The organism is Salipiger sp. ABN3_019 (genome assembly GCF_056158605.1).
The window spans coordinates 1,293,470-1,319,216 of the sequence record NZ_JBSWTP010000009.1 but is presented as its reverse complement, the minus strand read 5'-3'; the positions used below and the strand labels follow the sequence as shown (position 1 = coordinate 1,319,216).

At 66.1% G+C, this 25,747-nt stretch carries 28 protein-coding genes; 7 read left to right on the top strand and 21 right to left on the bottom strand.

From position 1 onward, the window contains the following. The first annotated feature begins 21 nt into the window (after positions 1–21). The gene (locus tag ACXAD2_RS14530) at positions 22–792 is read left to right on the top strand and encodes a hypothetical protein (RefSeq protein ID WP_475171449.1); all 771 of its coding nucleotides are present in this window, start codon (positions 22–24) and stop codon (positions 790–792) included. Between the two features lie 49 nt (positions 793–841). On the opposite strand, the gene ACXAD2_RS14525 is transcribed toward ACXAD2_RS14530, so the two are convergent. From ACXAD2_RS14525 to ACXAD2_RS14510, 4 genes are read right to left on the bottom strand one after another with little or no spacing between them, the layout of a single operon-like run. After that, positions 842–1,447 carry a pyridoxamine 5'-phosphate oxidase family protein gene (locus tag ACXAD2_RS14525; RefSeq protein WP_475171446.1) on the bottom strand — a complete coding sequence of 202 codons (606 nt, stop codon included), beginning with the start codon at positions 1,445–1,447 and terminating at the stop codon, positions 842–844. Beyond that, a complete protein-coding gene (locus ACXAD2_RS14520) occupies positions 1,434–2,168 on the bottom strand; it encodes a lysophospholipid acyltransferase family protein (protein ID WP_475171444.1) in 735 nt (244 codons plus the stop codon). The genes ACXAD2_RS14525 and ACXAD2_RS14520 overlap by 14 nt, the downstream gene beginning before the upstream one ends. Continuing rightward, on the bottom strand, positions 2,168–3,064 hold the full coding sequence (locus ACXAD2_RS14515; protein ID WP_475171442.1) for a cell division protein FtsX: 897 nt from the start codon (positions 3,062–3,064) through the stop codon (positions 2,168–2,170). Before ACXAD2_RS14515 ends, ACXAD2_RS14520 begins: the two co-directional genes overlap by 1 nt. 5 nt (positions 3,065–3,069) lie before the next feature. Further along, on the bottom strand, positions 3,070–3,747 hold the full coding sequence (locus tag ACXAD2_RS14510; protein WP_066101881.1) for a cell division ATP-binding protein FtsE: 678 nt from the start codon (positions 3,745–3,747) through the stop codon (positions 3,070–3,072). 158 nt (positions 3,748–3,905) lie between these two features. Between ACXAD2_RS14510 and ACXAD2_RS14505 the strand changes: the two genes are divergently transcribed. Next, positions 3,906–5,036, top strand: a complete 1,131-nt coding sequence (locus tag ACXAD2_RS14505) for a zinc-ribbon domain-containing protein (RefSeq protein WP_475171438.1) — start codon at positions 3,906–3,908, stop codon at positions 5,034–5,036. 106 nt (positions 5,037–5,142) lie between these two features. Here the strand turns inward: ACXAD2_RS14505 and ACXAD2_RS14500 are convergent, their stop codons facing one another. The 3 genes from ACXAD2_RS14500 to ACXAD2_RS14490 form a co-directional block, all read right to left on the bottom strand. Continuing rightward, a complete protein-coding gene (locus ACXAD2_RS14500) occupies positions 5,143–6,408 on the bottom strand; it encodes an ABC transporter permease (protein WP_475171436.1) in 1,266 nt (421 codons plus the stop codon). Next, entirely contained in the window at positions 6,405–7,217 is an 813-nt protein-coding gene (locus ACXAD2_RS14495; RefSeq protein ID WP_475171434.1) for an ATP-binding cassette domain-containing protein, read from the bottom strand. The genes ACXAD2_RS14500 and ACXAD2_RS14495 overlap by 4 nt, the downstream gene beginning before the upstream one ends. Before the next feature lie 114 nt (positions 7,218–7,331). Continuing rightward, complete coding sequence (locus ACXAD2_RS14490; protein ID WP_475171432.1) at positions 7,332–8,324, bottom strand: taurine ABC transporter substrate-binding protein; 993 nt, start codon at positions 8,322–8,324, stop codon at positions 7,332–7,334. 372 nt (positions 8,325–8,696) lie between these two features. Between ACXAD2_RS14490 and ACXAD2_RS14485 the strand changes: the two genes are divergently transcribed. Then, on the top strand, positions 8,697–10,094 hold the full coding sequence (locus tag ACXAD2_RS14485; RefSeq protein WP_475171428.1) for an aminotransferase family protein: 1,398 nt from the start codon (positions 8,697–8,699) through the stop codon (positions 10,092–10,094). A 16-nt stretch (positions 10,095–10,110) separates the two neighbouring features. Continuing rightward, the gene (locus ACXAD2_RS14480; RefSeq protein WP_475171426.1) at positions 10,111–10,794 is read left to right on the top strand and encodes a GNAT family N-acetyltransferase; all 684 of its coding nucleotides are present in this window, start codon (positions 10,111–10,113) and stop codon (positions 10,792–10,794) included. Between the two features lie 67 nt (positions 10,795–10,861). On the opposite strand, the gene ACXAD2_RS14475 is transcribed toward ACXAD2_RS14480, so the two are convergent. Continuing rightward, a complete protein-coding gene (locus ACXAD2_RS14475) occupies positions 10,862–11,149 on the bottom strand; it encodes an HU family DNA-binding protein (protein WP_066101901.1) in 288 nt (95 codons plus the stop codon). 132 nt (positions 11,150–11,281) lie between these two features. Next, positions 11,282–12,766, bottom strand: coding sequence for an AMP nucleosidase (locus ACXAD2_RS14470; RefSeq protein ID WP_224898903.1), 1,485 nt, complete (start codon positions 12,764–12,766; stop codon positions 11,282–11,284). Between the two features lie 113 nt (positions 12,767–12,879). Between ACXAD2_RS14470 and ACXAD2_RS14465 the strand changes: the two genes are divergently transcribed. Then, on the top strand, positions 12,880–13,869 hold the full coding sequence (locus tag ACXAD2_RS14465) for a DNA topoisomerase IB (RefSeq protein WP_475171423.1): 990 nt from the start codon (positions 12,880–12,882) through the stop codon (positions 13,867–13,869). A gap of 3 nt (positions 13,870–13,872) precedes the next feature. Here ACXAD2_RS14465 and ACXAD2_RS14460 read toward each other — a convergent pair whose 3' ends face one another. After that, positions 13,873–14,364 (bottom strand): transglycosylase SLT domain-containing protein, encoded by a 492-nt coding sequence (locus tag ACXAD2_RS14460; RefSeq protein WP_475171420.1) that lies wholly within the window; start codon positions 14,362–14,364, stop codon positions 13,873–13,875. A 173-nt stretch (positions 14,365–14,537) separates the two neighbouring features. Between ACXAD2_RS14460 and ACXAD2_RS14455 the strand changes: the two genes are divergently transcribed. After that, on the top strand, positions 14,538–15,392 hold the full coding sequence (locus tag ACXAD2_RS14455; RefSeq protein WP_475171416.1) for an SDR family oxidoreductase: 855 nt from the start codon (positions 14,538–14,540) through the stop codon (positions 15,390–15,392). 84 nt (positions 15,393–15,476) lie between these two features. Here ACXAD2_RS14455 and queF read toward each other — a convergent pair whose 3' ends face one another. The 10 genes from queF to ACXAD2_RS14405 all read right to left on the bottom strand — a co-directional run bounded on the left by queF (position 15,477) and on the right by ACXAD2_RS14405 (position 23,253). Beyond that, positions 15,477–15,941, bottom strand: coding sequence for a preQ(1) synthase (gene queF, locus ACXAD2_RS14450; protein ID WP_475171414.1), 465 nt, complete (start codon positions 15,939–15,941; stop codon positions 15,477–15,479). A 24-nt stretch (positions 15,942–15,965) separates the two neighbouring features. Further along, positions 15,966–16,673: a 7-carboxy-7-deazaguanine synthase QueE gene (gene queE, locus ACXAD2_RS14445; protein WP_475171412.1), complete on the bottom strand. Its 708-nt coding sequence runs from the start codon at positions 16,671–16,673 to the stop codon at positions 15,966–15,968. A gap of 1 nt (position 16,674) precedes the next feature. Next, positions 16,675–17,043 (bottom strand): 6-carboxytetrahydropterin synthase QueD, encoded by a 369-nt coding sequence (queD, locus tag ACXAD2_RS14440; RefSeq protein WP_475171410.1) that lies wholly within the window; start codon positions 17,041–17,043, stop codon positions 16,675–16,677. Continuing rightward, positions 17,043–17,744, bottom strand: coding sequence for a 7-cyano-7-deazaguanine synthase QueC (gene queC / locus ACXAD2_RS14435; protein ID WP_475171409.1), 702 nt, complete (start codon positions 17,742–17,744; stop codon positions 17,043–17,045). Before queC ends, queD begins: the two co-directional genes overlap by 1 nt. Positions 17,745–17,970: 226 nt before the next feature. Beyond that, positions 17,971–19,896, bottom strand: coding sequence for a 1-deoxy-D-xylulose-5-phosphate synthase (gene dxs, locus ACXAD2_RS14430; RefSeq protein ID WP_475171407.1), 1,926 nt, complete (start codon positions 19,894–19,896; stop codon positions 17,971–17,973). Between the two features lie 17 nt (positions 19,897–19,913). After that, entirely contained in the window at positions 19,914–20,783 is an 870-nt protein-coding gene (locus tag ACXAD2_RS14425) for a polyprenyl synthetase family protein (protein ID WP_475171406.1), read from the bottom strand. A 6-nt stretch (positions 20,784–20,789) separates the two neighbouring features. Further along, positions 20,790–21,032 carry an exodeoxyribonuclease VII small subunit gene (locus ACXAD2_RS14420; RefSeq protein ID WP_475171404.1) on the bottom strand — a complete coding sequence of 81 codons (243 nt, stop codon included), beginning with the start codon at positions 21,030–21,032 and terminating at the stop codon, positions 20,790–20,792. After that, positions 21,029–21,955 carry a histone deacetylase family protein gene (locus ACXAD2_RS14415; RefSeq protein WP_475171403.1) on the bottom strand — a complete coding sequence of 309 codons (927 nt, stop codon included), beginning with the start codon at positions 21,953–21,955 and terminating at the stop codon, positions 21,029–21,031. The genes ACXAD2_RS14420 and ACXAD2_RS14415 overlap by 4 nt, the downstream gene beginning before the upstream one ends. Positions 21,956–22,039: 84 nt before the next feature. Next, on the bottom strand, positions 22,040–22,744 hold the full coding sequence (locus tag ACXAD2_RS14410; RefSeq protein WP_066101937.1) for a response regulator: 705 nt from the start codon (positions 22,742–22,744) through the stop codon (positions 22,040–22,042). After that, positions 22,741–23,253, bottom strand: a complete 513-nt coding sequence (locus ACXAD2_RS14405; protein ID WP_066101940.1) for a MarR family winged helix-turn-helix transcriptional regulator — start codon at positions 23,251–23,253, stop codon at positions 22,741–22,743. Before ACXAD2_RS14405 ends, ACXAD2_RS14410 begins: the two co-directional genes overlap by 4 nt. A gap of 156 nt (positions 23,254–23,409) precedes the next feature. Between ACXAD2_RS14405 and ACXAD2_RS14400 the strand changes: the two genes are divergently transcribed. After that, on the top strand, positions 23,410–24,279 hold the full coding sequence (locus ACXAD2_RS14400) for a branched-chain amino acid aminotransferase (RefSeq protein WP_224898876.1): 870 nt from the start codon (positions 23,410–23,412) through the stop codon (positions 24,277–24,279). Between the two features lie 128 nt (positions 24,280–24,407). On the opposite strand, the gene ACXAD2_RS14395 is transcribed toward ACXAD2_RS14400, so the two are convergent. Then, entirely contained in the window at positions 24,408–25,658 is a 1,251-nt protein-coding gene (locus tag ACXAD2_RS14395; protein ID WP_475171394.1) for a PAS domain-containing protein, read from the bottom strand. Positions 25,659–25,747 lie beyond the last annotated feature (89 nt).

Below are 25,747 nucleotides of genomic sequence, written 5' to 3'. Positions count from 1 at the left end.
ATTCAGCAGGGAACCGATTTCATGTCCAAACTCGCCCTCACCTCCGCACTGGCCCTGATCTTGGCCGCGCCCGCTGCCTTTGCGCAAAGCGGCGATCAGGATCTCTCGACAGCAGCCAGCGACCCGACAGCCTCGCTCACTGCATATGTGTTCCAGAATTTCTACACGTCGCAGTATCACGGGCTTGACGACGAAGACGGCAATAAGCTGCAGTTCCGCATGGCGGTGCCCTATGAGCTCGGCGGCACCAGCAACATCTTCCGCCTGACCCTGCCCTATCTGACCAGCAGTCCCAGCGACAACACCGGCTTTTCCGACGCGACGGTCTTCAACCTGACCACGTTCAACCAAAGCTGGGGGCGTTTTGGCGTCGGTGCCGTTGCGCTCATTCCCAGCGGCGACGACGACCTCAGCGCCGAACGCTGGGGGCTTGGTCCGGCGGCGGGTTTCATGGCGCAGGCGAACTGGGGCATCTGGGGCGTGTTCAACCAGAACATCATCGACATGGGCGGAGACGCCGACCGCGATCCGGTCGACCTGTCGATCATCCAGCCCATCGTCAACGTCTCGATGGCTGACGGCTGGTCGGTCGGCACGTCGGATATGTCGATCACCTACGACTGGGACGCCGAGGAATGGGTCAGCCTGCCGCTCGGTGTGCAGCTCAACAAGCTGGTCACCATGGGCACCACGCCGGTGCAGTTCGGCCTGAGCTACGAGTATAACTTCTACGACGACGGCAATGGCCCCGAGGACACCTTCGGCTTCACCATGAAGATCCTCGTCCCTTAAGCCCAGTGCGCTGAACCCTGTGCCCTGAGCCCTGTCTGCCGCCCCGCGCCTACCAGAGCGTGGCGGCAGCCCGAGCAGGCCATTCGCGATCATAGGCTTCGCCGTCGGTGGCGCCCTGCGTCGCTTCGGCGAGGAACTGGCCGATGGTCGGCAGATCGGCGCTTTCGTCCTTGCCCGACCATGTGCCTGCCCGCATCAGCGCACGGGCGCATTGGGTGTAAATCTCGGAAATCTCGATGATTGCCACGGTTGCGGGCAGCCGGCCCTTCTTTTCGAAGCGCCCGCGCATCCCCTCGTCATCGGTCAGCCACGCGGTGCCGTTCACCCGCACCACATTGGTGCTGCCGGGGACGAAGAACATCAGCGACACGCGCCCGTCCTCGACGATGTTGCGCAGCGAGTTGAGCCGGTTGTTGCCGCGCCAGTCGGGCATCGCCAGCGTGCCGGGATCAAGCTCCAGCACCACCGGGCCATCGTCGCCGCGCGGCGAGCCATCGGTGCCGCTCGCGCCGACGGTTGTCAGCACGCAAAGCTTTGACGCCTCGATCCAGCGCCGGTAAAGCGGCGTCATCCGCCGCACCACCTTGTCGAGCGCCGCCCCCGCTGGCGCGCCGTAAAGCGCCTCGAGCTCGTCTATCGTGTCAATCCTGCGCAAATCCCGCCTCCTTCAGCAAACGGTCAGAGGCCGCCTCGACCTCGGCTTCGAGCTTGGCGAGAAACGCCTTGTTCGGCATCCCCGGCTCGATCACCGGCAGAAATTCCACCACCGCTGTGCCGGGCTTGCGGTAAATGCCGCGCTTGGGCCAGAACACGCCGACATTGGTCGCCACCGGCACGCAGGCCTCGCCGCTCTGACCATAAAGGATCGCGGCGCCCACCTTGTAAGGCAGTTTCACCCCCGGCGGCACGCGGGTGCCCTGCGGGTAGATGATCAGCTGTCCGGGGTGCTCTTCGGCGCTTTTCTTCACATCCGCGACCATCTTCGAGATCGCCGCCCCGCGCTTGCCACGGTTGACCGGCACGCAGCCGATGCGGGTGGCGTATTGGCCAAGGACCGGGGTGAACAGAAGCTCGCGCTTCATCACGAATTTGCCCGCGGGCACCGCGCCGAACAGCAAGATGATGTCGAAAAAGCTCTGGTGCTTGGCGGCGATGATCAGCTCGCCCTGCGGGATCGGGCCGCGAACCTCGCTCTTGAGGCCGACCATCCACGCCGCCGTCCAGCGCACCCAGCGGCACCAGCTGACGCAGGCGACGCGCGCACCGCGGCTTGAAAACAGCGCCCATGGAAAGAGCAGCAGACCGATCACCGCCATGGCGAAATAGGCTTGCCCGATGAATATCAGCGAGCGGATCCATTGCAGCGCGTAGGCCATCAGCTCAAATCTCCAAGCACCCGGCGCGCGGCGATCGCCGTCGCGGCAAAGGCCACTGCCGCCGTCAGCACGGGCACCAAGAGCGGGAACACCCAGTGCCAGCCGACGAAGGACAGGCCGGTCAGAAAGCCCGCGGTCTCATCGCTCGCGGGCATCAGCAGCAGCGCGCCAATGCCGAGCGCCGCGCCCACCGCCGCGCCGCCAAGCGCCCGCAGGGTGAAGCGGCGCACGAAGGCGCGCGCGATATAGGCATCGGTAGCGCCGACCAGACGCAACACGGTGATCACCTGCGCATTGGCGGCCAGCGCGGCATTGGCCGCCAGCGTCACCATTGCCGCCACCGCGCCCGCGATCAGCAGGATCGACACCGCGCCCAGCAGCCGCAGCCGCCCCGCAGCCGCCACCAGCGGGCGGCGCCAGCGGGTGTGGTCATCCAGGACCGCGCCGGGCACTTCGGCCTGCAGGCGCAGGCGCAGACCGGCGGGCTCATAGCCCTCGGCGTCCTCGATCACCTCGATCAACTGCGGCACCGGCAAATCGGCCAGCGGCAGATCAGGCCCGAACCACGGCTCGAGCAGCGCCTGCTGCTCTTCCTCGCTCAGCGCCCGCGCCGAGGCCACGCCCGGCGTCTGCGCCAGCAGCCGCAGCGCCGCCTCGGTCTGCTGCGCCTGCTGCCCCGCCGGGGCCGAGATGCGTACGGTGGAGGCGCGCGCCAGTTCCTCGCCCCAGCTGTCGGCCAGCCGCCCCGCCGCCAGCGAGAGCGCCAGCGCAAAGACCGCCAGAAACGCCATGGCGGCGGCGGCAAACAGCGTCAGCCGCGCGGTGAAGCCGGTTGGCGGTACGACCCGGTCCGCGCCTTTGTCGCCATGGGTCAGCGCCCCGAGGGAATCCCGCACCAGCCTCACAGATCGGCCCCCGCAGCCTGCAGCCGCCGGTTCGAGATGCGCAGCACCCGCGCCTGCACCTGGCTCTTGGCCGAGCGGATCAGGCCAAGGTCGTGCGTGGCGATGAGAATGGTCTTGCCCATCCGGTTCAGCTCCACCAGCAGCCGCAGCAGACGCTGCGACATCTCCCAATCGACGTTGCCGGTGGGTTCGTCGGCAAGGATCACCTCGGGCGACATGATCACCGCGCGCGCCAGCGCAGCACGCTGCCGCTCACCGCCCGACAGCTCTGGCGGCAGCGCCTCGGCGCGGCTCTTCAGCCCGACCCAGGTCATCAGCTCGACGAGGTTCTGCGTCAGATCCGGACCACCCTCGCCCGCCACGGTCAGCGGCAGCGCGACATTCTCCGCCACCGACAGATGGTCGAGAAACTGGCAGTCCTGATGCACCACACCGATGCGGCGGCGGCTCATCGCGATGGCGTCGCGGTCCATGCGCCGCACGTCCTCACCAAACAGCCGCGCATGGCCGGAGGTGGGCACAAGCGCGCCATAGCAGAGCTTCAGCAGCGTGGTCTTGCCGGCGCCCGACGGCCCTGTCAGAAAGTGGAACGACCCGGGTGCCAGCTGCAGCGTGAGCCCGCTCAGCAGCTCGCCCCCGCCGTAGCTGTAGGCCACATTGTCCAGTTCGATCACGCCCGCGCGCCCCCGGTAAAAACGATGCCCTGTTGTGCCCGAGCCGCGACGCAGTTGCAATCCGCCGCTCCCCGGGAAATTTGGCTTTCGCGCTCGCCCACGGCAACCTATTGTCAGCAAAGGGATGTGGCCAGAACAGATGGAAAGCTCAAGATAATATGCGGCTGATTTGCCCCAATTGCGGCGCGCAATACGAGGTGCCGGTCGACGTGATCCCAACCGGTGGTCGCGACGTGCAATGCTCCGACTGCGGCCACACTTGGTTTCAGCTCCACCCCGACGATGCGCCCGGTGATCTGGGTGATGATCTGGGCGGTGAACTTTCCGGTGATCCGGTCGCCGAGGAGGCGTCGGCGGACGAGACGCAGAGCGCCCCCGCGAGTTACGACGATGCTCTGGACGACAGCGCCGAGCCCGCGGACTTGGGCGAGGAGCGCGATGAAGAGCCCGAGGACGCGGCAGAGGGCGACACAGCGGAAGTCGACAATTCCGAGATCGACCACGCCGGGATCAACGAATTTGCCGCCGAACTGCGCGCCGCGCTCGCCGCGCGAGATGGCTATGACGTTGAAGATCGCTCCGCGCCGCAGCCCGAGGGACGCGCCGCAGAGCCGGTGCTCGACCCGCCGCTGCCCTCCGAGGAGGTTCCCGTGCCGCGCCGGCCGTCGCGCGCTGCCCGCGGCCTCGATCCGTCGGTGGCCGAGGTGCTGCGTCAGGAAGCCGCCCGCGAAGCGCGCCGCCGCACTGACGCCGATCCGCTGGAAAGCCAGCCCGAGCTTGGCCTCGGCGCGCCCGAGGAGGATGAGGCCGCCCGCCGCGCCCGCGACGCACGCACGCATGTGGCCCGCATCCGCGGCGACGCGCCGCTGAGCGGCGCAGAGGACATCGACCCCGCCCCGGGCACCGAGGAGGAGGCTGCTGCCGAGACGGCCCACGACCCCTTCGCCCCCGAGCCCGAACATCCCGCGCTCGCCAACTCACGGCGTGAGCTGCTGCCGGACATCGAAGAGGTCAACCAGACCCTGCGCGTCTCCACCGAGCCGCGCCGGATGGAAACGGCACAGGGCCGCGCGCTCGACGCCGAAGAGGAAGAGCAACAGGGCAGCAACTTTGCCCGCGGCTTCGGTCTGATGCTGATCCTCGCGGTGCTGGCGGTGCTGATCTATGCGCTGGCGCCAGTGATCACCGGCGCCGTCCCGGCGCTCGCGCCGCTGATCGACCCATATGTCGCGGCGTTGGACGGCCTGCGGCTCTGGCTCGACGGGCAGCTTGCCGCGCTGATCGGCTGAGGCGCCGCGCGCGCCCCTTCGTCTAGATGAAAATATCCTCGGGGGAGTTCGAGGGGGCAGACAGCCCCCTCGTTAGTTACCCTCGTTCAGCGGCGCGGAAGCCGCGTCAGCCGCGGCCCTTCCACGGCACCAGCTTGCGCTCGGCCAGCCGCATCAGCATGTCGATGCCAAAGCCGATCACCCCGATCAGGATGATCCCCATGATCACGATGTCGGTCAGCTGGAACTTCGAGGCGACCATGATCATCATCCCCGCGCCTTTTTCGGCAGCCACCAGTTCGGCGGCCACCACGGTGCCCCAGCAGACGCCCATGGCGACCCGCGCGCCGGTGAAGATGTCAGGCAGCGAGTTGGGGATGATCACATGGCGCAGGATCTGCACCTTGCTGGCGCCCAGCGAATAGGCCGCGTGGACCTTCGAGATCTTCACCCCCGACACCCCAGAGCGCGCCGCGATCGCCATGATCCAGAGCGCTGCGAGGAACAGCAGGATGATCTTGCCCGCCTCGCCGATACCGGCCCAGATGATCACCAGCGGGATCAGCGCCAGCGGCGGCACCGGGCGCATGAACTCGACGATCGGGTCGAACCAGCCGCGGAACCAGTCCGACAGCCCCATGGCGTAGCCCAGCGGAATGCCGATCAGCGCACCAAAGAAGAAGCCCGCGATCACCCGGAACAGCGACCAGCCGAGGTGCTCCCAAAGCGTGCTGTCGCGGTAGCCGTCGCGGGCGATCTCCACAAGCCTAGACAGCACCGCCTCGGGCGCGGGTAGCCAGATCGGCTCCATCTGCCAGCCCTTGGCGGGCTCGAAATTCAGCGTGCCCTTGGGCGACATGCCGACGCGGCCGAACTCGGTCATGACCTCTCCGCCCGGCGCGATGGGCGTGCCGTTGACCGCCACGATGGTATGGCCCTCGTCGCGTCCGTACTCGTCGTTCTTATCCACCCGCACCAGCCCCGAGCGCCACGCGCCGACGCTGGCCGCATCATCCTTGGCCCAGCCGGTGCCGGGGTCGACCTCGGGGTCTTCGCTCTCCTCGCCCACCGGGAAGACGCGCACGGTAACGGTGGCGTCATCGGGCGCCACGCCCTCGGCTTCGGCGGTGTAGGTGAAGGTGGCATCGCCCACGAACGGCCCCGGCGCATGCAGGAACTTCGGCACCCAAGTCGAGCCGGTGAACGCCCCCCAGAGCAGGAAGATGGTCAGGATCGAGATCACGCTGGCGATGCGGCTCGGGCGCACGGCGCTCTCGTCGCCGAAGGTCACGGTCTTGCGGGCGGTGAAATCGTTGAGCGCGCGGTGCACCAGCAGTTTCACCAGCAGCCAGCTGACCACGAAGATGGCGATATAGAGGGCAAAGACGATCATGACGCGGCCCCCGCTTCGCTGCGGCCCATGATCTCTTCTTCCATGTTCCAGATCATTCCCAGGATCTCTTCGCGCGTGGTGGCGAACTCGGGGTGTTTCTTGACACCGCGCAGGTCCTGCCCGGCGCCAAGCTCGGCAAAGGGCAGACGGTATTCGCGGTGGATGCGACCCGGACGCGGCGCCATGACCAGCAGGCGCTCGCCCAGCAGCAGCGCCTCTTCGACCGAGTGGGTGATCAGGATGATCGTCTTGCCGGTCTCTTTCCAGAGCTTCAGCACGAGGCTCTGCATCTTCTCGCGGGTGAGCGCGTCGAGCGCCCCCAGCGGCTCGTCCATTAAGATCACGTCGGGATCATTGGCAAGGCAACGGGCCAGCGCCACGCGCTGCTGCATGCCGCCCGAAAGCTCGTAGACCGCCTTTTCCTTGAAGTCGCGCAGGCCCACCACGTCGAGCAGGTGATCGACGTTGGCGCCATAATCCCGCTCGCGCTGCCCGGCCATACGCGGGCCAAAGCTGACGTTGTCGCGCACGTTCATCCATTCGAAAAGCGCGCCCTGCTGGAACACCATGCCGCGCTCGGCGGCGGGGCCGCGCACCTCGTGACCATTGAGCACGATCTTCCCCTCGGTCGGCGCAAGGAAGCCCGCGACGATGTTGAGCAGCGTGGTCTTGCCGCAGCCCGAGGGCCCCAGCACCGACAACAGCTCGCCCTGCGCGAGCTCCAGCGACACGTCCTTCAGCGCCTGCACCGAACTGCCGTTGGGCAGGTCGAAGCGCATCGACAGGTTCTGGATGGATAATCCGCTCATGGTCCGCCTTTCGCAGCCTGTCGCTGCGGTTTGGGGCAGATGCCCCGTCTTGTATTTCTGTAAAGAGCGTCCCGGCGGCAGCCCCCCACCGCCGGGACAAAAGGCCCGAGGGCCTTACATCGAGCCCGCCGAGGACAGCGGGCCGGTGTTCACATGCTCGGCGTAGCTGTCGAGCGAGGCATCGATCGAGCCCGCCTCGACAAAGACATCCGCCACACCCTTCATGAACTCGGCAGCGGCGCCGCCAAGCCACTTGTCGGAAAGCTGGGTCTCGGCGTCGGGGAAGACGAAGGTGGCCAGCGTCTCGGCGGTGGCGTCCTCGTCCATGCCCGCGTCCTTGGCGATCACCGGCAGCATTTCGGCGTGGTTGGCCTCATCTGCCCACATGGCGTTCGCCTCGGCGGTCACCTTCAGGAAAGACGCCACCAGATCAGAGTTCTCGGCCACCCAGGACGCCGGGCCCGAGGTCACGTCGAACACGAGGATGCCGAGGTCTTCCTTCTCGGCGCCGGTCAGCAGCACGTTGCCATGCTCGAGCATGCGGCGCAGCGAGCCGCCCCAGCCGCAGGCCATATCGACCGAGCCCTGCGCGATGGCCGCCGCGCCATCCGGCGGCGCCATGTCGACGATCTCGAGGCTGTCGAGCGGCACACCGAAGTGGTCCATCTGCTTCAGGAAGCCGTAATGCGCGGCGGTGCCCAGCGGCACAGCGACCTTCTTGCCTTCAAGCTCGTCGGCGCTGTCCTTGTCGATCTCCAGATCGGAACGCACCACGCAGTTGTCGTTGTCGGCGTAGCTCACCGCGACGTCGAGCGCCTGCAGGTCCTGCCCTGCCGAGACGGCGACCACGAAGGGCGGCACGCCTTGGCTGACCGACAGTTGCACGTCGCCCGAGGCCATGGCGGCGGACATCGCGGTGCCGGTGTCGAAGCTCACCCAGTTGATGTCGACACCCATTTCCTCTTCATAGGTGCCCATCGCCTTGGCGTATTCGAACGGCATCGGCCATTCGAGGAAATAGCCCACGGTGATGGTCTCGGCACTGGCAGCGCCAGCCAGCAGCGCCGCGGCCCCAGCCGCCCCAAGCAGACTTTTCTTGATCGTCATCTGGTTTCTCCCGTTGTCCCGCCCCGTCTGTTTGCGCGAGGCATTTATTCGGCCCGCCCCAAGGGGCGACCGGCTCGGCCCGATCCGAACGGAAATCCTCCGCTCAATCAATGGGCAATGCCCGCATATGCAGCACTGACCCTTGGTTCGCTCAAGGCCGCTGCTCAAAACGCAGGCACCAGAGGCGAGAATTTCCCCAATAAATTCGGCCCTTCGCGGCAACTGGCCTTAACTCGCGCGAACTGGCCTTACACATGGGTGAAATCTGGCACTAAGACTTCGCTGGACTTCGGGCGCATGTGCTAGCATCCCGCATCGCGGTTCATCGCCTCTTCGCGCCGCTCCGGCGCCCGATTTGTCAGGAGACACCCCATGGATGGCACCCTCACCCAGAACGACCTGAGCCACGTGGTCGAGGCCGACAAGGCCCACGTCTGGCACCACCTGATGCAGCACAAGCAGTTCGAGACCAGCGACCCCAAGATCATCGTCGAGGGCAAGGGCATGCGCGTCTGGGACCAGACCGGGCGCGAGCAACTGGATGCGGTTTCGGGCGCTGTCTGGACGGTGAACGTGGGCTATGGCCGCAAGAGCATCGTCGATGCGATCTCCGAGCAGCTGATGAAGCTGAACTATTACGCCGGGGCCGCGGGCTCGATCCCCGGCGCGCTGTTTGCCGAGCGCCTGATCGAGAAGATGCCGGGCATGAGCCGCGTCTACTACACCAACTCGGGGTCCGAGGCGAACGAGAAGGCCTTCAAGATGGTCCGCCAGATCGCGCATAAGCGCTACGGCGGCAAGAAACACAAGATCCTCTACCGCGAGCGCGACTACCACGGCACCACCATCGGCGCGCTCTCGGCAGGCGGCCAGTTCGAGCGCAACGCCCAGTATGGCCCCTTTGCCCCCGGCTTCGTGTCGGTGCCGCATTGCCTTGAGTACCGCGCTGGCGATCAGGGCTGGGGCGATCTGTCGGGCGAGGCCTATGGCCAGCGCGCCGCCGACGCCATCGAAGAGGTGATCCTGCGCGAAGGCCCCGACACCGTGGGCGCGCTCTGCCTCGAGCCGGTGACCGCGGGCGGCGGCGTGATCGTGCCCCCGGCGGGCTACTGGCAGCGCGTGCAGGAGATCTGCCGCAAGTACGACGTGCTGCTGCACATCGACGAGGTGGTCTGCGGCGTGGGCCGCACCGGCACGTGGTTCGGCTACCAGCATTACGGCGTCGAGCCCGATTTCGTGACCATGGCCAAAGGCGTCGCCTCGGGCTATGCCGCCATCGCCTGCTGCGTCACCTCCGAGCGCGTCTTCGACCTCTTTAAGGATGATGCTTCGGACCCGATGAACTACTTCCGCGACATCTCGACCTTCGGTGGTTGCACCGCTGGCCCGGCTGCGGCGCTCGAGAACATGCGCATCATCGAAGACGAGAATCTGCTCGAGAACACCACCAACATGGGTGAGTATATGCTCGGCCAGCTCGAGGCGCTGAAGGACAAGCACGCCGTCGTTGGCGAGGCGCGCGGCAAGGGCCTCTTCCTTGGTGCAGAGCTGGTGACCGACCGCGGCACCCGCGAGCCGATGGACGAGAAGCGCACCGCCGCCGTCGTGGCAGAGGTGGGCAAGCGCGGCGTCATCATCGGCATGACCAACCGCTCGATCCCCGGCTACAACAACACGCTGTGCTTCGCCCCGGCGCTGATCGCCACCAAGGACGACATCGACCAGATCGTCGAGGCCGTGGACGGCGCGCTCGGAACGGTCTTCGGCTGAAATGACCGACCATCGCATGAATGAACACGGGCAGCCCATCGGGCTGCCTGCCGAAGGTTCTTTTCCCCGCCCCTTCCCTCCGCACAAGCCCCTGCAGGGCCGCACGGTCCGTCTCGAGCCCACCCGTCCCGAGCATGCCGCCGCGCTCTATGAGGCGCTCATCAAGGACGAGAGCGGTCGCAACTGGACCTACCTGCCCGGCAGCCCGCTAACCTCTCTGGAGGATGCACAAAAATGGGTCGAAACCTGCGCCGCCAGTCGCGATCCGCAGTTCTACACGCTGTGCGATGCCGATGGCGCGCCCGTGGGAATCGCCTCCTACCTGCGGATTGACCCAGCCAATGGCGTCATCGAAGTGGGTCATATCCACTTCAGCCCGGCCCTGCAGCGCAGCGAAGCGGCCACCGAAGCCATGTATCTGATGATGCGTAACGCCTTCGATGAGCTTGGATATCGCCGTTACGAATGGAAATGCGACGCGCTCAACGCCCCGTCGCGCAGGGCCGCCGAGCGGCTTGGGTTCACCTATGAGGGTACCTTCCGGCAAGCCGTGGTGACCAAAGGGCGGAACCGCGACACCGCGTGGTTCTCGATCCTCGACAGCGAATGGCCCAAGCTGAAGGCCCGGTTCGAGGCTTGGCTCTCGCCCGCGAATTTCGGGGCGGACGGGCAGCAGATCACCCGCCTCAACGACTTCTAAATACCTGAAAAACAATAAAAAAGGGCCGCGAAATTCGCGGCCCTGATGCTCAGTCGAGCAGGAAGGATCAGCCGTTGACGCTGTCCTTCAGCGCCTTCGCGATGGTCATCTTGACCACTTTGTCGGCTTCTTTCTTGAACTGCTCGCCGGTGGCGGGGTTGCGCACCATGCGCTCGGGACGCTCACGGCAGTAGATTTTGCCAACGCCCGGAAGGGTCACGGCACCGCCGTCTGCAACTTCCTTGGTGATGATGCCGGTGATCGCTTCCAGAGCGGTCGACGCGGTCTTCTTGTCTGCGCCCATCTCTTCTGCCAGCGCGGCCACGAGTTGGGTTTTGGTCATCGGCTTCGCCATTTCATGGTCTCCTTGAACTGCCCGAGTACTTGGGCCCCATTGAGGTCACTTAACTCTATGTAGAGTCGAAACACAACGAATAGTGGCTTTTTGCAAGCGAAAACTACGCTATTTGCGCTGGAAAACGCCGGTTCAGAGGAAGGCTGTTTCGTCGAAGCTACGCAATTTGCGGCTATGGATCCTCTCAAGGGGCATTGAGCGGAGATGTTCCATGGCTCTTATCCCGATCATCAGGTGGCGCGCCACCTGAGTCTTATAGAAATCCGACGCCATTCCCGGCAGTTTCAACTCGCCATGCAGGGGCTTGTCGCTGACGCACAGCAAGGTGCCGTAGGGCACGCGGAAGCGGAACCCATTGGCCGCGATGGTGGCGCTCTCCATGTCGAGTGCGACAGCCCGGCTCTGGCTGAGCCGCTGCACCGGGCCGCGCTGGTCGCGCAGTTCCCAGTTGCGGTTGTCCACCGAGGCGACGGTGCCGGTGCGCATCACCCGCTTTAGGTCATAGCCGGAAAGCTGCGTCTCTTCCTCGACCGCATCCTCCAGCGCCACCTGAATCTCGGCCAGCGCCGGGATCGGCACCCAAACCGGCAGATCGTCGTCGAGCACCTTGTCCTCGCGCAGATAGGCGTGGGCCAGCACGAAATCCCCAAGGCTCTGCGAGTTGCGCAGCCCCGCGCAATGCCCGACCATGAGCCACGCATGCGGGCGCAGCACCGCGATATGGTCGGTCGCGGTCTTGGCGTTCGACGGCCCCACCCCGATGTTGACCAGCGTGATCCCCGAGCCGTCCTTGCGCTTGAGATGGTAGGTCGGCATCTGCGGCATCTTCGCCGTCAGCGGGATCTCGGTCTCGGCATCAGTGATCTCGACATTTCCGGTCGACACGAAAGAGGTGTAGCCACTCTCAGGGTCCGCCAGTTGCGCCCGCGCGTAGGCTTCAAACTCGCTGACGTAGAACTGGTAGTTGGTGAACAACACGTGGTTCTGGAAATGCGCCGGATCGGTGGCGGTGTAATGCGCCAGCCGCGCCAGCGAGTAATCCACCCGCTGCGCGGTGAACGGCGCCAGCGGCTCCGCCCCATCAGCAGCCGGGCGCGCCACGCCGTTGACGATGTCGTCATTGGTGGTGGTCAAATCCGGCACGTCGAAGACATCGCGCAGGATGAAGCTGCCCGCGCCTTCCTGCGGCACCGTCAGTTCGGGATAATTGGCGACCGCGAAATGCACCGGCATCGGCGTCTCCGAGAGGCCGATCTGCACCGGCACGCCGTGGTTTTCGAGCAGCAGGCCGATCTGCTGTTTCAGGTAATGCCGAAACAGGTCGGGCCGGGTGATCGACGTGGCATGGGTGCCGGGCTGCGAGACGTGACCAAAGCTCAGGCGGCTGTCGATCTTGGCAAAGCTCGTCGTGGTAATCCGCACCTCGGGATAGAACGCCCGATAGCGCACGCCGGGATGGCCCTCGGACATCGACGACAGGAACCGCTCCTTGAGGAACTCCGCGGCCTGCGCATAGAGCGCACAAAGCCGCTCGACCGCCGCCTCGGCATTGTCGAAAAGCTCGGGGCCCGGGGCCTCGGGGGAAACGATCTGCAATTTCGCCTGCATGTCCTGCATCTGCGGCTCCTTCCGCTATTTTGCCGGGCAGCGTGGCAGGAAGATGTGACGGGTTCAAGACCGGCTGAACCGCCCACACCGGAACCGCGCCGCAGCGCCCGGCGTTCGCAGGCATGAGCCCGACGCCAGACCTCACCTATTACCCCGACAGCCGCCCCGGCATCCGCCGCAGGCGCTGTGGCCGCGGCTTTTCCTACACCGCCCCCGATGGCACCCGGATCGACGACAGCGCCGAGCGCGCGCGCATCGGCGCCCTCGCCGTGCCCCCGGCCTACGAGGACGTCTGGATCTGCCCGCAGGCCAACGGCCACCTTCAGGCCACGGGACGCGACGCACGCGCGCGCAAGCAATACCGCTACCACCCCGAGTGGACGGCATTTCGGGCCGAGCGGAAATACGGTTACCTCGCCACATTCGGGGCCGCGCTGCCGGGGGTGCGCCGGGCGATCCTCACGCAACTGCGCGAGCGCGACCCCGGAGACAAGGCCTTCGCCCTCGCCGCCACGCTGGCGTTGCTCGACCGCGCCGGGCTGCGCGTGGGCAATGCCGATTACGCCAAAGAGAACGGCAGCTATGGGGCCACCACCCTGCGCGGCACGCATTTGCGGCTCGACGGGGGCACTCTGCGGCTGAATTTCCCCGGCAAAGGCGGCAAGCGCGTGCGCAAGGTGCTGAAGGACCGGACGCTCGAGCGCGCGCTGACCCGCCTCGACGACCTGCCGGGGCGCGCGTTGATTGCATGGCTGGATGAGGAGGGCACGCCGCACACGCTGCGCTCTGAAGAGATCAACCTCTGGCTGGCCGAGCGCACCGGCGACGCGCAGATCACCGCCAAGACCTTCCGCACGTGGAACGGCAGCGTCGCGGCGCTGGAGGCCGCGCAGCGCGCCGAGAAGACCAGCAGGGCGATCAGCATCAAGACCATGGCCGAAGCCGCCGCCGAGCGGCTTGCCAACACGCCCACAGTGGCGCGCAATTCCTACATCCATCCCGAGGTGATTGCGCTGGCCGAGAGCGGCCTGCCGCCGCGGCTCGACAAGGCGCCAGAGCGCGCCGGGCTGCGCCGCGCCGAGGCGCAGCTTCTGGCGCTGCTCGGCGGCTGAGGCTCAGCCGGGCCGCAACCCGGTCTCGACCAGCATGCCGCGCCGCTTGGCCTCGTAATAATAGCCCCGCGCGTACCAGCCGATCGCCCGGTCCTGACTACCATCAGACAGCAGCCAAGCACCGCGCAGGTATTTCACCCCATAGCGAAGGTTGGTGTCGGCATTGTAAAGATCGCTGGGCGTACCGCGGAACCCCATGCTGCGCGCTGTCGCGGGCAGGATCTGCAGCAGGCCGTAATAGGGCCCGTTGCGCGCCTCGGGATTATGTGTGCTCTCGCGGATGGCAAGCCGGTGCACCAGCTTGCGAGGCACCTCGTAGTAATCCGCCCAGCGGTTGATCGAGGCCCGCAACTCTGGCGTCTCATTGGGATAGAGCGGCGGGTTGAAGCGCTGAACCGGCTGAGCCTCTTCCTGCTGCGCAGAGCAGGCGGCCAAGGGCGACAAAAGCAGCGCGAGCACCGTCGCGCGGCGGGTCATTTCGGTCTTTCGGGACATGCGGGAATACCGGCTGTTTCACGACGGTGACTAATTAACGCGATCTTAAAGCGCTGCCTATCGCCAAGAGCGCCTGCCGTCGCGGCGCGGCCGCTCTTCGGCGAAAGCTTGCCGGCCGGCGGGCCGCCCGACAGGCCTTGCCAAGCCGCGCGCCGCGCCCCAGTTTGCGCCACATGACAGGAACACTTCTCACCCTCGGCCATGGCTATTGCGCATGCGCCCTTTCACGCCGCCTGCAGGCGCAGGGCTGGCGCATCCTCGGCACCCACCGCGACCCCTCGAAGGCGGGTGACTTGCGGGCGCAGGGCGTCGAGCCGGTGCTGTGGGAAGCCGCCGCGCTCGAGGTCGCGCTGGCCGAGGCCAGCCACGTGCTCGTCTCTGCTGGCCCGCGCGACGGCGGCGATCCGGCTCTGGCCGAAATAGGCGCCGCGATCAAGGCGCGCGCTGCCGATCTCACTTGGGTCGGCTACCTGTCGACCACCGGCGTCTATGGCGATCACGGTGGCGGCTGGGTCGATGAGGCAACGCCCCTGACCCCCAGCACCGCCCGCGGCAAGGCCCGCAAGCAGGCCGAGGAGGCATGGCAAGCCATCGACGGGCTGCCGCTGCACATCTTCCGCCTTGCGGGCATCTACGGTCCCGGGCGCGGTCCCTTCGAGAAGGTGAGGCAAGGCACCGCGCGGCGCATCATCAAGCCGGGCCAAGTGTTCAGCCGCATCCACGTGGAGGACATTGCGCAGGTGCTCGAGGCGTCGATCCGCCAGCCCCGCCCCGGCGCGATCTACAATCTCTGCGACGATGATCCGGCCCCGCCGGAAGACGTCCTGCTGCACGCCGCCGAACTGCTGGGCATGCCGCCGCCGCCCGCGGTCCCTTTCGACGAGGCCGACATGAGCCCCATGGCACGCAGTTTCTACGCGGAAAACAAACGCGTCCGGAACGACCGCATCAAGCAGGAACTGGGCATCGAGCTTCTCTACCCGGACTATCGAAAAGGCCTCGCCGCCCTGCTCGCAGAGGAAAGCTGAGGCCTTCGTCTAGACCCAAATATCCCGGGGGAGTCCGCCAAAGGCGGGCGGGGGCAGCGCCCCCACCCTCCGGCACTCTCGCCCTTAGCCGCGTCCGCGGTAGGGCGGCACGCCCTGATCGGGGATCCACACGCCCTCGGGCATCGGCCCGGTCTGGTAGAAGACGTCAATCGGGATGCCGCCGCGCGGATACCAATAGCCGCCGATACGCAGCCATTGCGGATCGAGAAACTCCGCCAGTCGCCGCGCGATAGAGATGGTGCAATCCTCGTGGAAGGCGCCGTGGTTGCGGAACGCGCCGAGATAGAGCTTAAGCGCCTTGCTCTCCACCAGCCATTGCCCCGGCACATAGTCGATCACCAGATGCGCAAAATCGGGCTGTCCGGTCATCGGGCAAAGCGAGGTGAACTCCGGCGCGGTGAAGCGCACATTGTAGGCCACATCGGCCTGCGGGTTGGGCACCCGCTCGAGCTCCGCCTGTTCGGGCGAGGCGGGCAGCACCGTGGCGCCGCCGAGTTGCTTGAGGTTGCTGTAGATGCTGTCGGTCATTTCGGGATCTCCGGAAATGGAAATTCAGACGCCGCGCTTGTTGCCCCAAAGGAGCACATGCAGCTGCGGCAGGATGCGGGGGGCGAACCAGCCGTCGGCGGTGGCACATTCGGTGAGCCACAGGAGGCGGTCGGCGAGGCTTTGCGGATCGACCGGCACATCGGGGTCGACTTCGGGGTTGCCGGGCTGCAGATAGAGCGACAGGTCGGGGTGGCGGGCATGGGCGTCCTTCGCCCAAGCATAGTCAGCCTCGTCGAAGATGACGATCTTCATGACGGTTTGCCGCGCGCCCTGCCCCGCCTGCACGCAGTCCGCGAAGGCACTCCAGTCCACCGTCTCACCGCTCGAGGGCGGCTTGGGGCTGAGCACCAGCGTGTCGAGCCGCCCGAACCAGCCCCGCGCCACCGAGCCCTGCGTTTCGCAGGCGAAGCGGTAGCCCGCGGCCCGGCCCATCTCGATCACCGGACCGAAGTCCTGAATCGCCGGGTTGCCGCCGCTCAGCGAGACGGTGATCGGACGCCCGCCCGAAAGGCGGGTGACCTCGGCCCAGACCTCGGCGTCGCTCATCGGCGCCCACGTGTGGCGAAAGGCGCTGTCCACCGCGTGCAGGCTGTCGCACCAGCTACAGCGGTAATCGCAGCCACCGGCGCGGACAAAAACCGTGGGCTCGCCGATCAGCGCGCCCTCGCCCTGGATCGTCGGGCCGAAAATCTCGGCAATGCGCAGACCCATGTCAGGCCGCCAGCGGCGCAGGCCGGTATTCGGCCCATGTCTTCGGCGTTTCGCTGACCTTGACCGAGGCGGTCTCGGGCCAGCGCGCGGCGCACCACTCGTAGAAATGCCGGGCGAGGTTCTCGGCGGTGGAGGCCACGTTCAGCACATCGTTGAGATGCCGGTGATCGAAGCTTTCGTCGATATAGGCCTTGAGCGGCGCCAGCTCGTGATAGTCGCGCACAAAACCGTCGGCGTTCAGCTCGCGCGCTACCAGTTCGACCACGACGATGTAATTGTGCCCATGCATCCGGGCGCATTGGTGTTCTGCGGGCAGATGCACCAGCTGGTGCGAGGCGGAGAAGTGAAACTCCTTGCTGATGCGGTACATCACGCCTCCTCCCGCGCTGCGATGGCCTGCTGCCAGAAATCCGGATCGGCGTAGATTGTGGGGTCGGTGACGCCGGCCAGATGGAAGGCCTCACGCCGCTCGACGCAGGTGCCGCAGCGCCCGCAATGCGTCTCGCCGCCCTTGTAGCAGGACCACGTCTGCGCGAAGGGCGTGCCGTGCTTGGCGCCTTCGGTGACGATGTCAGCCTTGGTCCGCTCGACGAAGGGCGTGTAGAGCGACACATCCGCGTAGCCGTCGAGCGCGTGGCGCTGCATGGTCTCAAAGGCGCGGGTGAAGCCGGGGCGGCAGTCGGGGTAGATGAAATGATCCCCGCCATGCACGGCGGTGGCGACCGCCTCGTCGCCATTGGCCGCGGCGACGCCGAAGGCGATGGCCAGCATGATGGCGTTGCGGTTCGGGACCACGGTGATGCGCATGGTCTCTTCGGCATAATGCCCGTCGGGCACGTCGATGTCGGAGGTCAGCGCAGAGCCGGTGAGCGCGGCGCCGATGGTGCGCATGTCGATGCGGTGGAACGGCACGCCGAGGCGTTCGGCGGCGGCCTTGGCGAAGTCCAGTTCCTTGGCATGGCGCTGGCCATAGTCGAAGGACACAAGGCGGGTGAGCTCGTGCCGTGCTGCGACCATATGGGCGAGCGAGACGGAATCCAGCCCGCCGGAGCAGATAACGATAGTCTTCATGGTTTAACCCTTGTTTTGATGACCGGGTAGGCTGCGACCGGTGTGGGCGGGTCCATAAAGGCTCAGATGCCATGGGGCAAGGGCTTTGGCGGCGCTCACACGGGAGCGTGCGCGCCGCACATGCGAGGCATGGCCGGGCCCTTGCAGGGTTTGGGGGGCGCTGCCCCCGTCCGCTGGCGCGGACTCCCCCGGCGTATTCTTAAAGAGAAGAAGGACCTTTGCGGGGTCAGGCGCGCTTGTTCAACACATCGACGCCGAGGGTGGTGAGGATTTTTTCTTCGATCTGCTCGGCGTTGAGACCCGCCGTGGCGTACATATCCGCCGGGCTCGAATGGTCGATGAACGTGTCGGGCAGCACCATGGAGCGGAATTTCAGCCCGTGATCGAACACTCCCTCCTCCGACAGAAGCTGCGCCACATGGCTGCCGAAACCGCCCACGGCGCCCTCTTCGATGGTGATCAGCGCCTCGTGGTCCTGCGCCAGTTGCAGGATCAGATCGCGGTCGAGCGGCTTGGCGAAACGGGCGTCGGCGACGGTGGGCGAGATGCCGCGCGCTTCGAGCTTTTCGCAAGCCTTCAGCACCTCGGCGAGGCGGGTGCCGAAGCTGAGGATGGCCACGGTCTTGCCCTCGCGGATCATCCGGCCCTTGCCGATGGCAAGGATCTCGGGCGTCTCGGGCATCTCGACGCCAACCCCTTCGCCGCGCGGGTAGCGGAAGGCGATGGGGCCCTCGTCATGCGCGGCCGCCGTGGCGGTCATATGCACCAGTTCCGCCTCATCGGCGGCGGCCATCACCACCATGCCCGGCAGGTTGGCCATGAAGGCGATGTCATAGGCGCCCGCATGGGTGGCGCCATCGGCGCCCACGAGGCCCGCACGGTCGATGGCGAAGCGCACCGGCAGGCGCTGGATCGCCACGTCGTGCACCACCTGATCGTAGCCGCGCTGCAGGAAGGTGGAATACATGGCGCAGAAGGGCTTCATCCCGCCCGCGGCGAGGCCGGCGGCGAAGGTGACGCCATGCTGCTCGGCGATGCCCACGTCGAACACCCGCTCGGGGAAGCGCTCGGCCATCAGGTCGAGGCCGGTGCCATCGGGCATGGCGGCGGTCACCGCGCAGACCCGGGGGTCCTGCGCCGCGAGCCTCGTCAGCTCCTTGGCAAAGACCTTGGTGTAGGCGGGCGCGTTGGACGGCGCTTTTTTCTGCTCGCCGGTGACCACATCGAACTTGGCGCGGGCATGGCCGCGGTCGGCGGAATGCTCGGCGGGGCCATAGCCCTTGCCCTTCTTGGTCAGCACGTGGATCAGGATCGGCCCGTCAGCGCGCGCCTTGACCGCGCGCAGCACCGGCAGCAGCTGGTCCATGTCGTGGCCGTCGATCGGGCCGAGATAGGAAAAGCCCAGTTCTTCGAACAGCGTGCCGCCGACGGTCATGCTCTTGAGCATTTCCTTGGCGCGTTTCGCCCCTTCCCGAAACGGCGGCGGCAGCAGGCTCACCGCGCCCTTGGCGGCGGCCTTGAGATCGTGGAACGGCGCCTCGGCATAGAGGCGGCTGAGATAGGAGGACATGGCGCCGGTGGGCGGCGCGATGGACATCTCGTTGTCGTTGAGGATGACGATCAGCCGCTTGCCCAGATGCCCGGCGTTGTTCATCGCCTCATAGGCCATGCCCGCCGACATCGAGCCATCGCCAATCACCGCGATGGCATCGCCAAGGCCGGTCTCGCAGGCGCCGCCCAGCTCGCGCGCCATCGCAAAGCCGAGCGCGGCGCTGATCGAGGTCGAGCTGTGGCCCGCGCCGAAGGGATCATAGGGGCTCTCGGAGCGTTTGGCGAAGCCCGAAAGACCCTCTTTCATGCGCAGCGTGCGGATGCGGTCGCGGCGCCCAGTGAGGATCTTATGCGGATAGCACTGGTGCGAGACGTCCCAGATCAGCTTGTCGCGCGGCGTGTCAAAGACTGCGTGCAGCGCCACGGTCAGCTCCACCACACCCAGCCCCGCGCCAAGGTGACCGCCCGTTTCGGACACAGCCGAAATGGTTTCGGCGCGCAATTCATGCGCCAGCCGGTGCAGCTCGTCGTCGGAAAGCCGCTTGAGATCGGCAGGAGTTGCCACGCGGTCGAGAACGGGCGTTTCGGGGCGGGAGGACATAGGGTGCACCTCTGGCGTCAATTGCTGCGGGAGATAACGAAGCGGGCTGCAGCCCGCAAGTTTTCCGCCCGGTCTGCATAGGGAGATAGTGCGTCACAGGCCTCGTCCACCAGATCCTGCGCGCGGCGCTTGGCGGCCTCCAGCCCAAGCAGCGACACGAAAGTGGCCTTGCCACGGCCCGCGTCCTTGCCGACGGCCTTGCCCATCATCGCGGCATCGCCTTCGACATCCAGAATGTCATCGGCGATCTGGAAGGCCAGCCCCAGCCGGTCGGCATAGGCCGAGAGCGGCGCCGGGTCGACCTCTGCCAGTCGCGCGCCAGCCTCGGCGGACCAGCGGATCAGCGCCCCGGTCTTGCCGGCCTGCAGCGCGGTGATCTGCGCCAGATCGAGCGGCACATCGGTGCGTTCGGCGGCCATGTCGAGCGCCTGCCCCTTCACCATGCCACGCGCGCCCGCCGCGCGGGCCAGCGACAGCACCAGATCGGCACGCACCTCGCCCGAGGGATGGCAGCGCGGATCGCTGACCAGCTCGAAGCCGAGCGATTGCAGCGCGTCGCCCGCCAGAACCGCGGTGGCCTCATCCCATTTGCGATGCACCGTGGGCAGGCCGCGGCGCAGATCATCGTCGTCCATGCAGGGCAGATCGTCATGCACCAGCGAATAGGCATGCACTGCCTCGATGGCGCAGGCGGGCCAAATGGCATGGCCCTCGGGCACGCCATGCAGCCGCGCGCTCTCGAGCACCAGATAGCCGCGCAGCGCCTTGCCGCCGCGGGTGGCATAACCCATGGCCTCGACCACCGGCAGCGCGTCATGCTCGTCCAGAACGGCCTCGAGATGCGCGGCGACCGACGCCGCGGCGCTGACTAGGGATTCGGCAAACATCGAGGCTCAGAGCCCTTCGACAGGCTTGGTACCCGCGGGCTCGCCATTCGCGTCGAGGGTGATCGCGGCAACCTTTTCCTCGGCCGCCTTGAGCTTTTCCTCGCAATGTTTCCGCAGCTCGCTGCCGCGCTGGTAGAGCGTGATCAACTCCTCCAGCGGCACCTCGCCGCGCTCGAGCTGGGTCACCACCTGCTCGAGCTCGCCCATTGCCTGTTCAAAGCTCATCTCCGCGACGGGGGTCTCACTCATCTGCCTGCCTCGATCAATTCTTGTACATGCGCCCGGGCCGAGTCCGCGAGCGCGCGCAGATCATAGCCACCTTCGAGAACCGAGACCACCCGCCCCCGCGCGCTGCCCTGCGCGGCGCGGCACAGCTGCTGTGTGATCCAGCGAAAGTCTTCTTCCGTCCAGTTCAGCTCGGCCAGCGGATCGTCGGCATGGGCGTCAAACCCCGCGGAAATGATGATCAGCTCCGGCTCGAAGGCCGCGAGCCGGGGGAAGGTCTGTTCGGCGTAAGCGGCGCGCATCTCGGCCCCGCCGCTGCCCGGCGGCAGCGGGATATTGAGCACATTGTCGTGACCACCGCGCTCGGCCGCGGCCCCGGTGCCGGGCCAGAGCGGATATTGCTGCGAGCTGATCAGCAGCGCGCGCGGCTCGTCCCAGAGCAGCGCCTGCGTGCCATTGCCATGGTGCACGTCGAAATCCACCACGGCCACGCGATCGAGACCATGCCGGTCGAGCGCGTGTTTGGCGGCGATGGCGGCGTTGCCGACGAGACAAAAGCCCATGGGCGTCTCGGCCTCGGCATGGTGCCCCGGCGGGCGGGTGGCACAGAAGGCATTGCGCGCCTCGCCCGCCATCACCGCATCCACCGCGCGCACGGCAGCGCCGACCGCGCGGCGCGCCGCCTCCATCGAACGTGGCGAAAGCCATGTATCCTCATCGAGCCGGTGCATCCCAGTGCCAGGCACCTCGGCGACCAAACGGTCGAGGTAGCGCTGCGGATGGGCGCGCAGGATGTCGCGGTCCTCGCAGCGCGGCGCGGCAAGGCGCAGCAGGTCCAGCCCTTGCAGCCCGTGCAGGACGTGATCTAGCCGGGCCACCTGTTCGGGGTGGCCCTCTGGCGTCAGGTGGTCAAGACAGTCGGCATGGGTGATCAGTGCGGTGCCCATCGCAGCCCTCCTCCGGTTGCAAATTCACCGCAGGAGACCGCGATTCCCCAGTTAGAACAAGGGGGCCAGCAAAAGAGAGGGGCGTCAGTCCGGCGCCAGCATGTAGCCCGCGCCGCGCACCGTCTGCAGGTAGCGCGGCTGTTTCGGATCGCTCTCGATCTTGCGGCGCAGACGGGTGATCTGCACATCCACTGCGCGTTCCTGCGCCTGCCCTTTGTCGCGGCCCAGTTCTTCGACCAGCTTGGTGCGGCTCAGCGCCTCCCCCGGCTTGGCCGAGAAGATGCGCATGAGCTGGCTTTCCGTCGCGGTCAGCCGCACCAGATCGTCACCGCGCCACATCTCGCCCCGCTCGATATCGTAGCGGATGGGGCCGAGCGTCAGCAGCTTGGGCTGGGCGGCATCGGTCACGATGGTTTCCGGCATCCGCCGCAGGATGGCGTTGATCCGCAGCAAAAGTTCCTTCGGCTCGAAGGGCTTGGCAAGGTAATCGTCTGCCCCGGCCTCGAGCCCGGCAATGCGGTCTTCGGTCTCGCCGCGCGCGGTCAGCAGCAGCACCGGCGTCTGCCGTTCGGCGCGGATCGCGCGGGTGAAGCTGATGCCATCCTCGCCCGGCATCATCACATCCAGCACGATGAGATCGAAATCGAGCCCGGCCATGATGCGCCGCGCATGCGCCGCATCGCGCGCGGCACTCACGAGAAAGCCGTTGCGGATCAGGAACTTCTGCAAAAGGCTGCGGATCCGCTCATCGTCATCGACGATCAGCAGATGTGCGTCGGGATCACTCATCCGCGGTTCTCCCGCAGCTTCTGGTACTGACGCTGCATCTCGGGGTCCATCATCGCCTCGAGCACCTGCTTGAAGCCCGCCACCGCCTCGGGGCCGACCTGCCGGTAAGCGGCGCGCATCCGCGCGCGCTGCGCATCGGAAAGCTGCTTTTCCAGCGCGTCGCCGGCCTCGGTCAGATAGAGGTGCCGCTCGCGTTTGTCGGCGCGGCCAACGCGGCTTTCCACTAAACCATCCTCGACCAAGGTCCGCAGCACCCGGTTCAGCGACTGTTTGGTCACCCCCAGAATGGCCAGAAGATTGTTGACCGTGGTGCCCGGCGCGCAATGAATGAAATGGATGGCGCGATGATGCGCGCGGCCGTAGCTCAGCGTTTGCAGAATGCGGTCCGGATCGGCGGTGAACCCGCGATAGGCGAAGAACATCGCCTCGATCCCCTGCCTGAGCTGCTCATCCGTCAGATAGAGCAGGGATTCTCCGCCCTGAACCTGACTTGCCGTCGCGTCTGCCATCGCTCCCCCAAAAGTTCGTTTTCTGCACTTTAAGTCAGCGTTGTTGACATTCCAATAGCGAACTGTTAGCGAGTCGCAGTTTTTGCGCAACTTTATGCCCGGATCGGACGTAATAAACGCAATTTATGCAAAGCGCCCAATTGAAGGAGATGACCCATGGACGGAGCTTTCGACGATCGCGACGGCAAGATCTGGATGGATGGCCAGATGCTGGACTGGCGGGATGCTCAGGTACATGTCCTGACCCACGCGCTGCATTATGCAAGCTCGGTGTTCGAAGGGGAGCGCGCCTACAATGGCAAGATCTTCCTCGGCCACGAGCACTCGAAGCGCCTGCATTTCTCCGCCGGTGAGCTGGATATGCAAATCCCCTACACCGCCGAAGAGATCGATGCCGCCAAGGATGCCGTGCTGAAGGCCAATGGTTTCACCGACGCCTATGTGCGCGCCGTCGCATGGCGCGGCGCGGGCCAGGACATGGGTGTCGCCTCGGCACGCAACCCGGTGCGGCTGGCCATCGCGGCCTGGGCCTGGGGCAACTACTATGGCGACGCGAAGATGAAGGGCGCCAAGCTCGACATCGCGAAATGGAAACGCCCGAGCCCCGAGACCATCCCGGTCCACGCCAAAGCCGCGGGCCTCTACATGATCTGCACCACCTCCAAGCATGCGGCTGAAGCCAAGGGCTGCTCGGACGCGCTGTTCATGGACTACCGCGGGTATGTGGCCGAAGCGACCGGCGCCAACATCTTCTTCGTCAAGGACGGCGAAGTGCACACGCCGCTGCCCGACTGCTTCCTCAACGGCCTGACCCGCCAGACGGTGATCAAGCTGCTGAAGGAAAAGGGCATCACCGTGCACGAACGCCACATCATGCCCGAAGAAATGGAAGGCTTCGAGCAGTGCTGGCTGACCGGCACCGCCGCAGAGGTCACCCCGGTTGGGCAGATCGGCGATTACACCTTTGAGGTTGGCGCGCTGACCCGCGACATCGCCGAGACCTACGAAAAGCTGGTCCGCTCCTGAGCGATCCAGCCGGGGCCCTGCGCCCCACCCCGGGTTTCGCATCCCGACCACGGCCCGCGCATCGCGCGGGCCGTTTGTGTCTCAACCCTTCCAGTATCACCCCTTAGTGTCTCAACTCATCCAGTGTCTCAACTCATCGCGCGCAGCATGGCGGTGTTGGACTGGATCACCGTGTTCAGCTCGACAATCCGCGCCAGCCGCGCCTCGATCTCGTCCTGCCCAGCATCCAGCTGATCGACGATCCCCGCCAGCGAGTCGCCCGTGCCGGAGAGCGCCGCGCTTTCGATCTTGCACATCATGCGGGTAGAGCTGAGGCCCGTGACATAGCGCTTCATGTCGAGCACCGAACGGCCTAGGCGGGTCGCTTCGATCTCAACCACCTTCAGCGCGTCGATGGCCGCCTTCTGGAAGGCGATCTCTTCGGCGATGAGCGTCTCTTTATCGCGGATCACATCCTCCTTGGCGGCGGCATGGCGCACATCCTCTTGGAAGATGGCCGACATTTCCGCCTGCAAGCTGCCAGCGTAGACGAGGAACTGCCCCTGCTGGATCGTGGTCAGCATCCGCATGTAGGTGCTGTCCTCCCCTTCGACGAAGGCGCGCACCCAAGCCGCCATCTCATCGAGCATCGAGCCGTAGTTCACCGAGATCGCGCTGATCGGCCCGCCGGCGTTTTCGAGCCGCGAGGCGAGGATACGCATGTTCATCGGCACCGTGCGGATCGCCTTGATGATCTCGGTCATCCGGTCGGTTTCCTCGCGGATTTGCAGGATCGTTTTCGCCATCGTCATGAAGCGCTGCTGGCGCTGGCCCAGCTTCACGCCCATGCGCCGCGAACGCTCTTCCAGCTCCTGCGCCAGCGCGGCGGTCATGAAACCTTCGTAGGAGGTATAGCCTTCCTCAGCCAGCAGGGTGATCAGCTGCTCCATGCTGCGCACCGGGCTGACGCCCTGTTCGGTCTCGCCCTCGCGCAGCTTTGCGTAAATCTCTTTCACCTTCTCGAGCAGGCCGCAGCAGGGCTTCACCCGCACCGAGATATAGCCGCCCTCGATCGGCCAGGCGACGGCGAGCACCCAGTAATAGCGCCCGTCCTTGGCCTTATTCTTGACGTAGGCGGCGACGTAATCCCCGGCCTTCAGCTTATCCCAATAGAGCTGGAACACGCCTTTGGGCATGTCGGGATGGCGCACCACCTTATGCGGGGCGCCCTTCAACTCCTCCCACATGTAGCCCGAGATTTTGCGGAAGACGCTGTTGCCGTGGATGATCACCCCGCGCCCGTCGGTGCGCGAGAAGAACAGGTCCTTCAGCTCAAACGGCACCTCGCCGACATTGCTGTTGCGCGTCTGCGCGATGAGCTGGGAATCGTGCTGGGACATAGGAACCACGCGAGTTGGACTGCAACCGTTCTGCGCAGCATGACCGATGCGGGGTTTCCGAATGATGAAGAGCCGCGGAATTCCGCGGC

Coding starts and splice junctions, on each gene's coding strand:
- queD (WP_475171410.1), bottom strand. CDS start 17,043: ATGTACCGCATCAGCAAGGAGTTTCACTTCTCCGCCTCGCACCAGCTG.
- ACXAD2_RS14475 (WP_066101901.1), bottom strand. CDS start 11,149: ATGGCGAAGCCGATGACCAAAACCCAACTCGTGGCCGCGCTGGCAGAA.
- ACXAD2_RS14505 (WP_475171438.1), top strand. CDS start 3,906: ATGCGGCTGATTTGCCCCAATTGCGGCGCGCAATACGAGGTGCCGGTC.
- ACXAD2_RS14520 (WP_475171444.1), bottom strand. CDS start 2,168: ATGGCCTACGCGCTGCAATGGATCCGCTCGCTGATATTCATCGGGCAA.
- queE (WP_475171412.1), bottom strand. CDS start 16,673: ATGGGTCTGCGCATTGCCGAGATTTTCGGCCCGACGATCCAGGGCGAG.
- ACXAD2_RS14470 (WP_224898903.1), bottom strand. CDS start 12,766: ATGCAGGACATGCAGGCGAAATTGCAGATCGTTTCCCCCGAGGCCCCG.
- ACXAD2_RS14465 (WP_475171423.1), top strand. CDS start 12,880: ATGAGCCCGACGCCAGACCTCACCTATTACCCCGACAGCCGCCCCGGC.
- ACXAD2_RS14490 (WP_475171432.1), bottom strand. CDS start 8,324: ATGACGATCAAGAAAAGTCTGCTTGGGGCGGCTGGGGCCGCGGCGCTG.
- ACXAD2_RS14425 (WP_475171406.1), bottom strand. CDS start 20,783: ATGTTTGCCGAATCCCTAGTCAGCGCCGCGGCGTCGGTCGCCGCGCAT.
- ACXAD2_RS14405 (WP_066101940.1), bottom strand. CDS start 23,253: ATGGCAGACGCGACGGCAAGTCAGGTTCAGGGCGGAGAATCCCTGCTC.
- ACXAD2_RS14495 (WP_475171434.1), bottom strand. CDS start 7,217: ATGAGCGGATTATCCATCCAGAACCTGTCGATGCGCTTCGACCTGCCC.
- ACXAD2_RS14460 (WP_475171420.1), bottom strand. CDS start 14,364: ATGTCCCGAAAGACCGAAATGACCCGCCGCGCGACGGTGCTCGCGCTG.
- queC (WP_475171409.1), bottom strand. CDS start 17,744: ATGAAGACTATCGTTATCTGCTCCGGCGGGCTGGATTCCGTCTCGCTC.
- queF (WP_475171414.1), bottom strand. CDS start 15,941: ATGACCGACAGCATCTACAGCAACCTCAAGCAACTCGGCGGCGCCACG.
- ACXAD2_RS14400 (WP_224898876.1), top strand. CDS start 23,410: ATGGACGGAGCTTTCGACGATCGCGACGGCAAGATCTGGATGGATGGC.
- ACXAD2_RS14415 (WP_475171403.1), bottom strand. CDS start 21,955: ATGGGCACCGCACTGATCACCCATGCCGACTGTCTTGACCACCTGACG.
- ACXAD2_RS14455 (WP_475171416.1), top strand. CDS start 14,538: ATGACAGGAACACTTCTCACCCTCGGCCATGGCTATTGCGCATGCGCC.
- ACXAD2_RS14480 (WP_475171426.1), top strand. CDS start 10,111: ATGAATGAACACGGGCAGCCCATCGGGCTGCCTGCCGAAGGTTCTTTT.
- ACXAD2_RS14485 (WP_475171428.1), top strand. CDS start 8,697: ATGGATGGCACCCTCACCCAGAACGACCTGAGCCACGTGGTCGAGGCC.
- ACXAD2_RS14500 (WP_475171436.1), bottom strand. CDS start 6,408: ATGATCGTCTTTGCCCTCTATATCGCCATCTTCGTGGTCAGCTGGCTG.
- dxs (WP_475171407.1), bottom strand. CDS start 19,896: ATGTCCTCCCGCCCCGAAACGCCCGTTCTCGACCGCGTGGCAACTCCT.
- ACXAD2_RS14420 (WP_475171404.1), bottom strand. CDS start 21,032: ATGAGTGAGACCCCCGTCGCGGAGATGAGCTTTGAACAGGCAATGGGC.
- ACXAD2_RS14395 (WP_475171394.1), bottom strand. CDS start 25,658: ATGTCCCAGCACGATTCCCAGCTCATCGCGCAGACGCGCAACAGCAAT.
- ACXAD2_RS14410 (WP_066101937.1), bottom strand. CDS start 22,744: ATGAGTGATCCCGACGCACATCTGCTGATCGTCGATGACGATGAGCGG.
- ACXAD2_RS14530 (WP_475171449.1), top strand. CDS start 22: ATGTCCAAACTCGCCCTCACCTCCGCACTGGCCCTGATCTTGGCCGCG.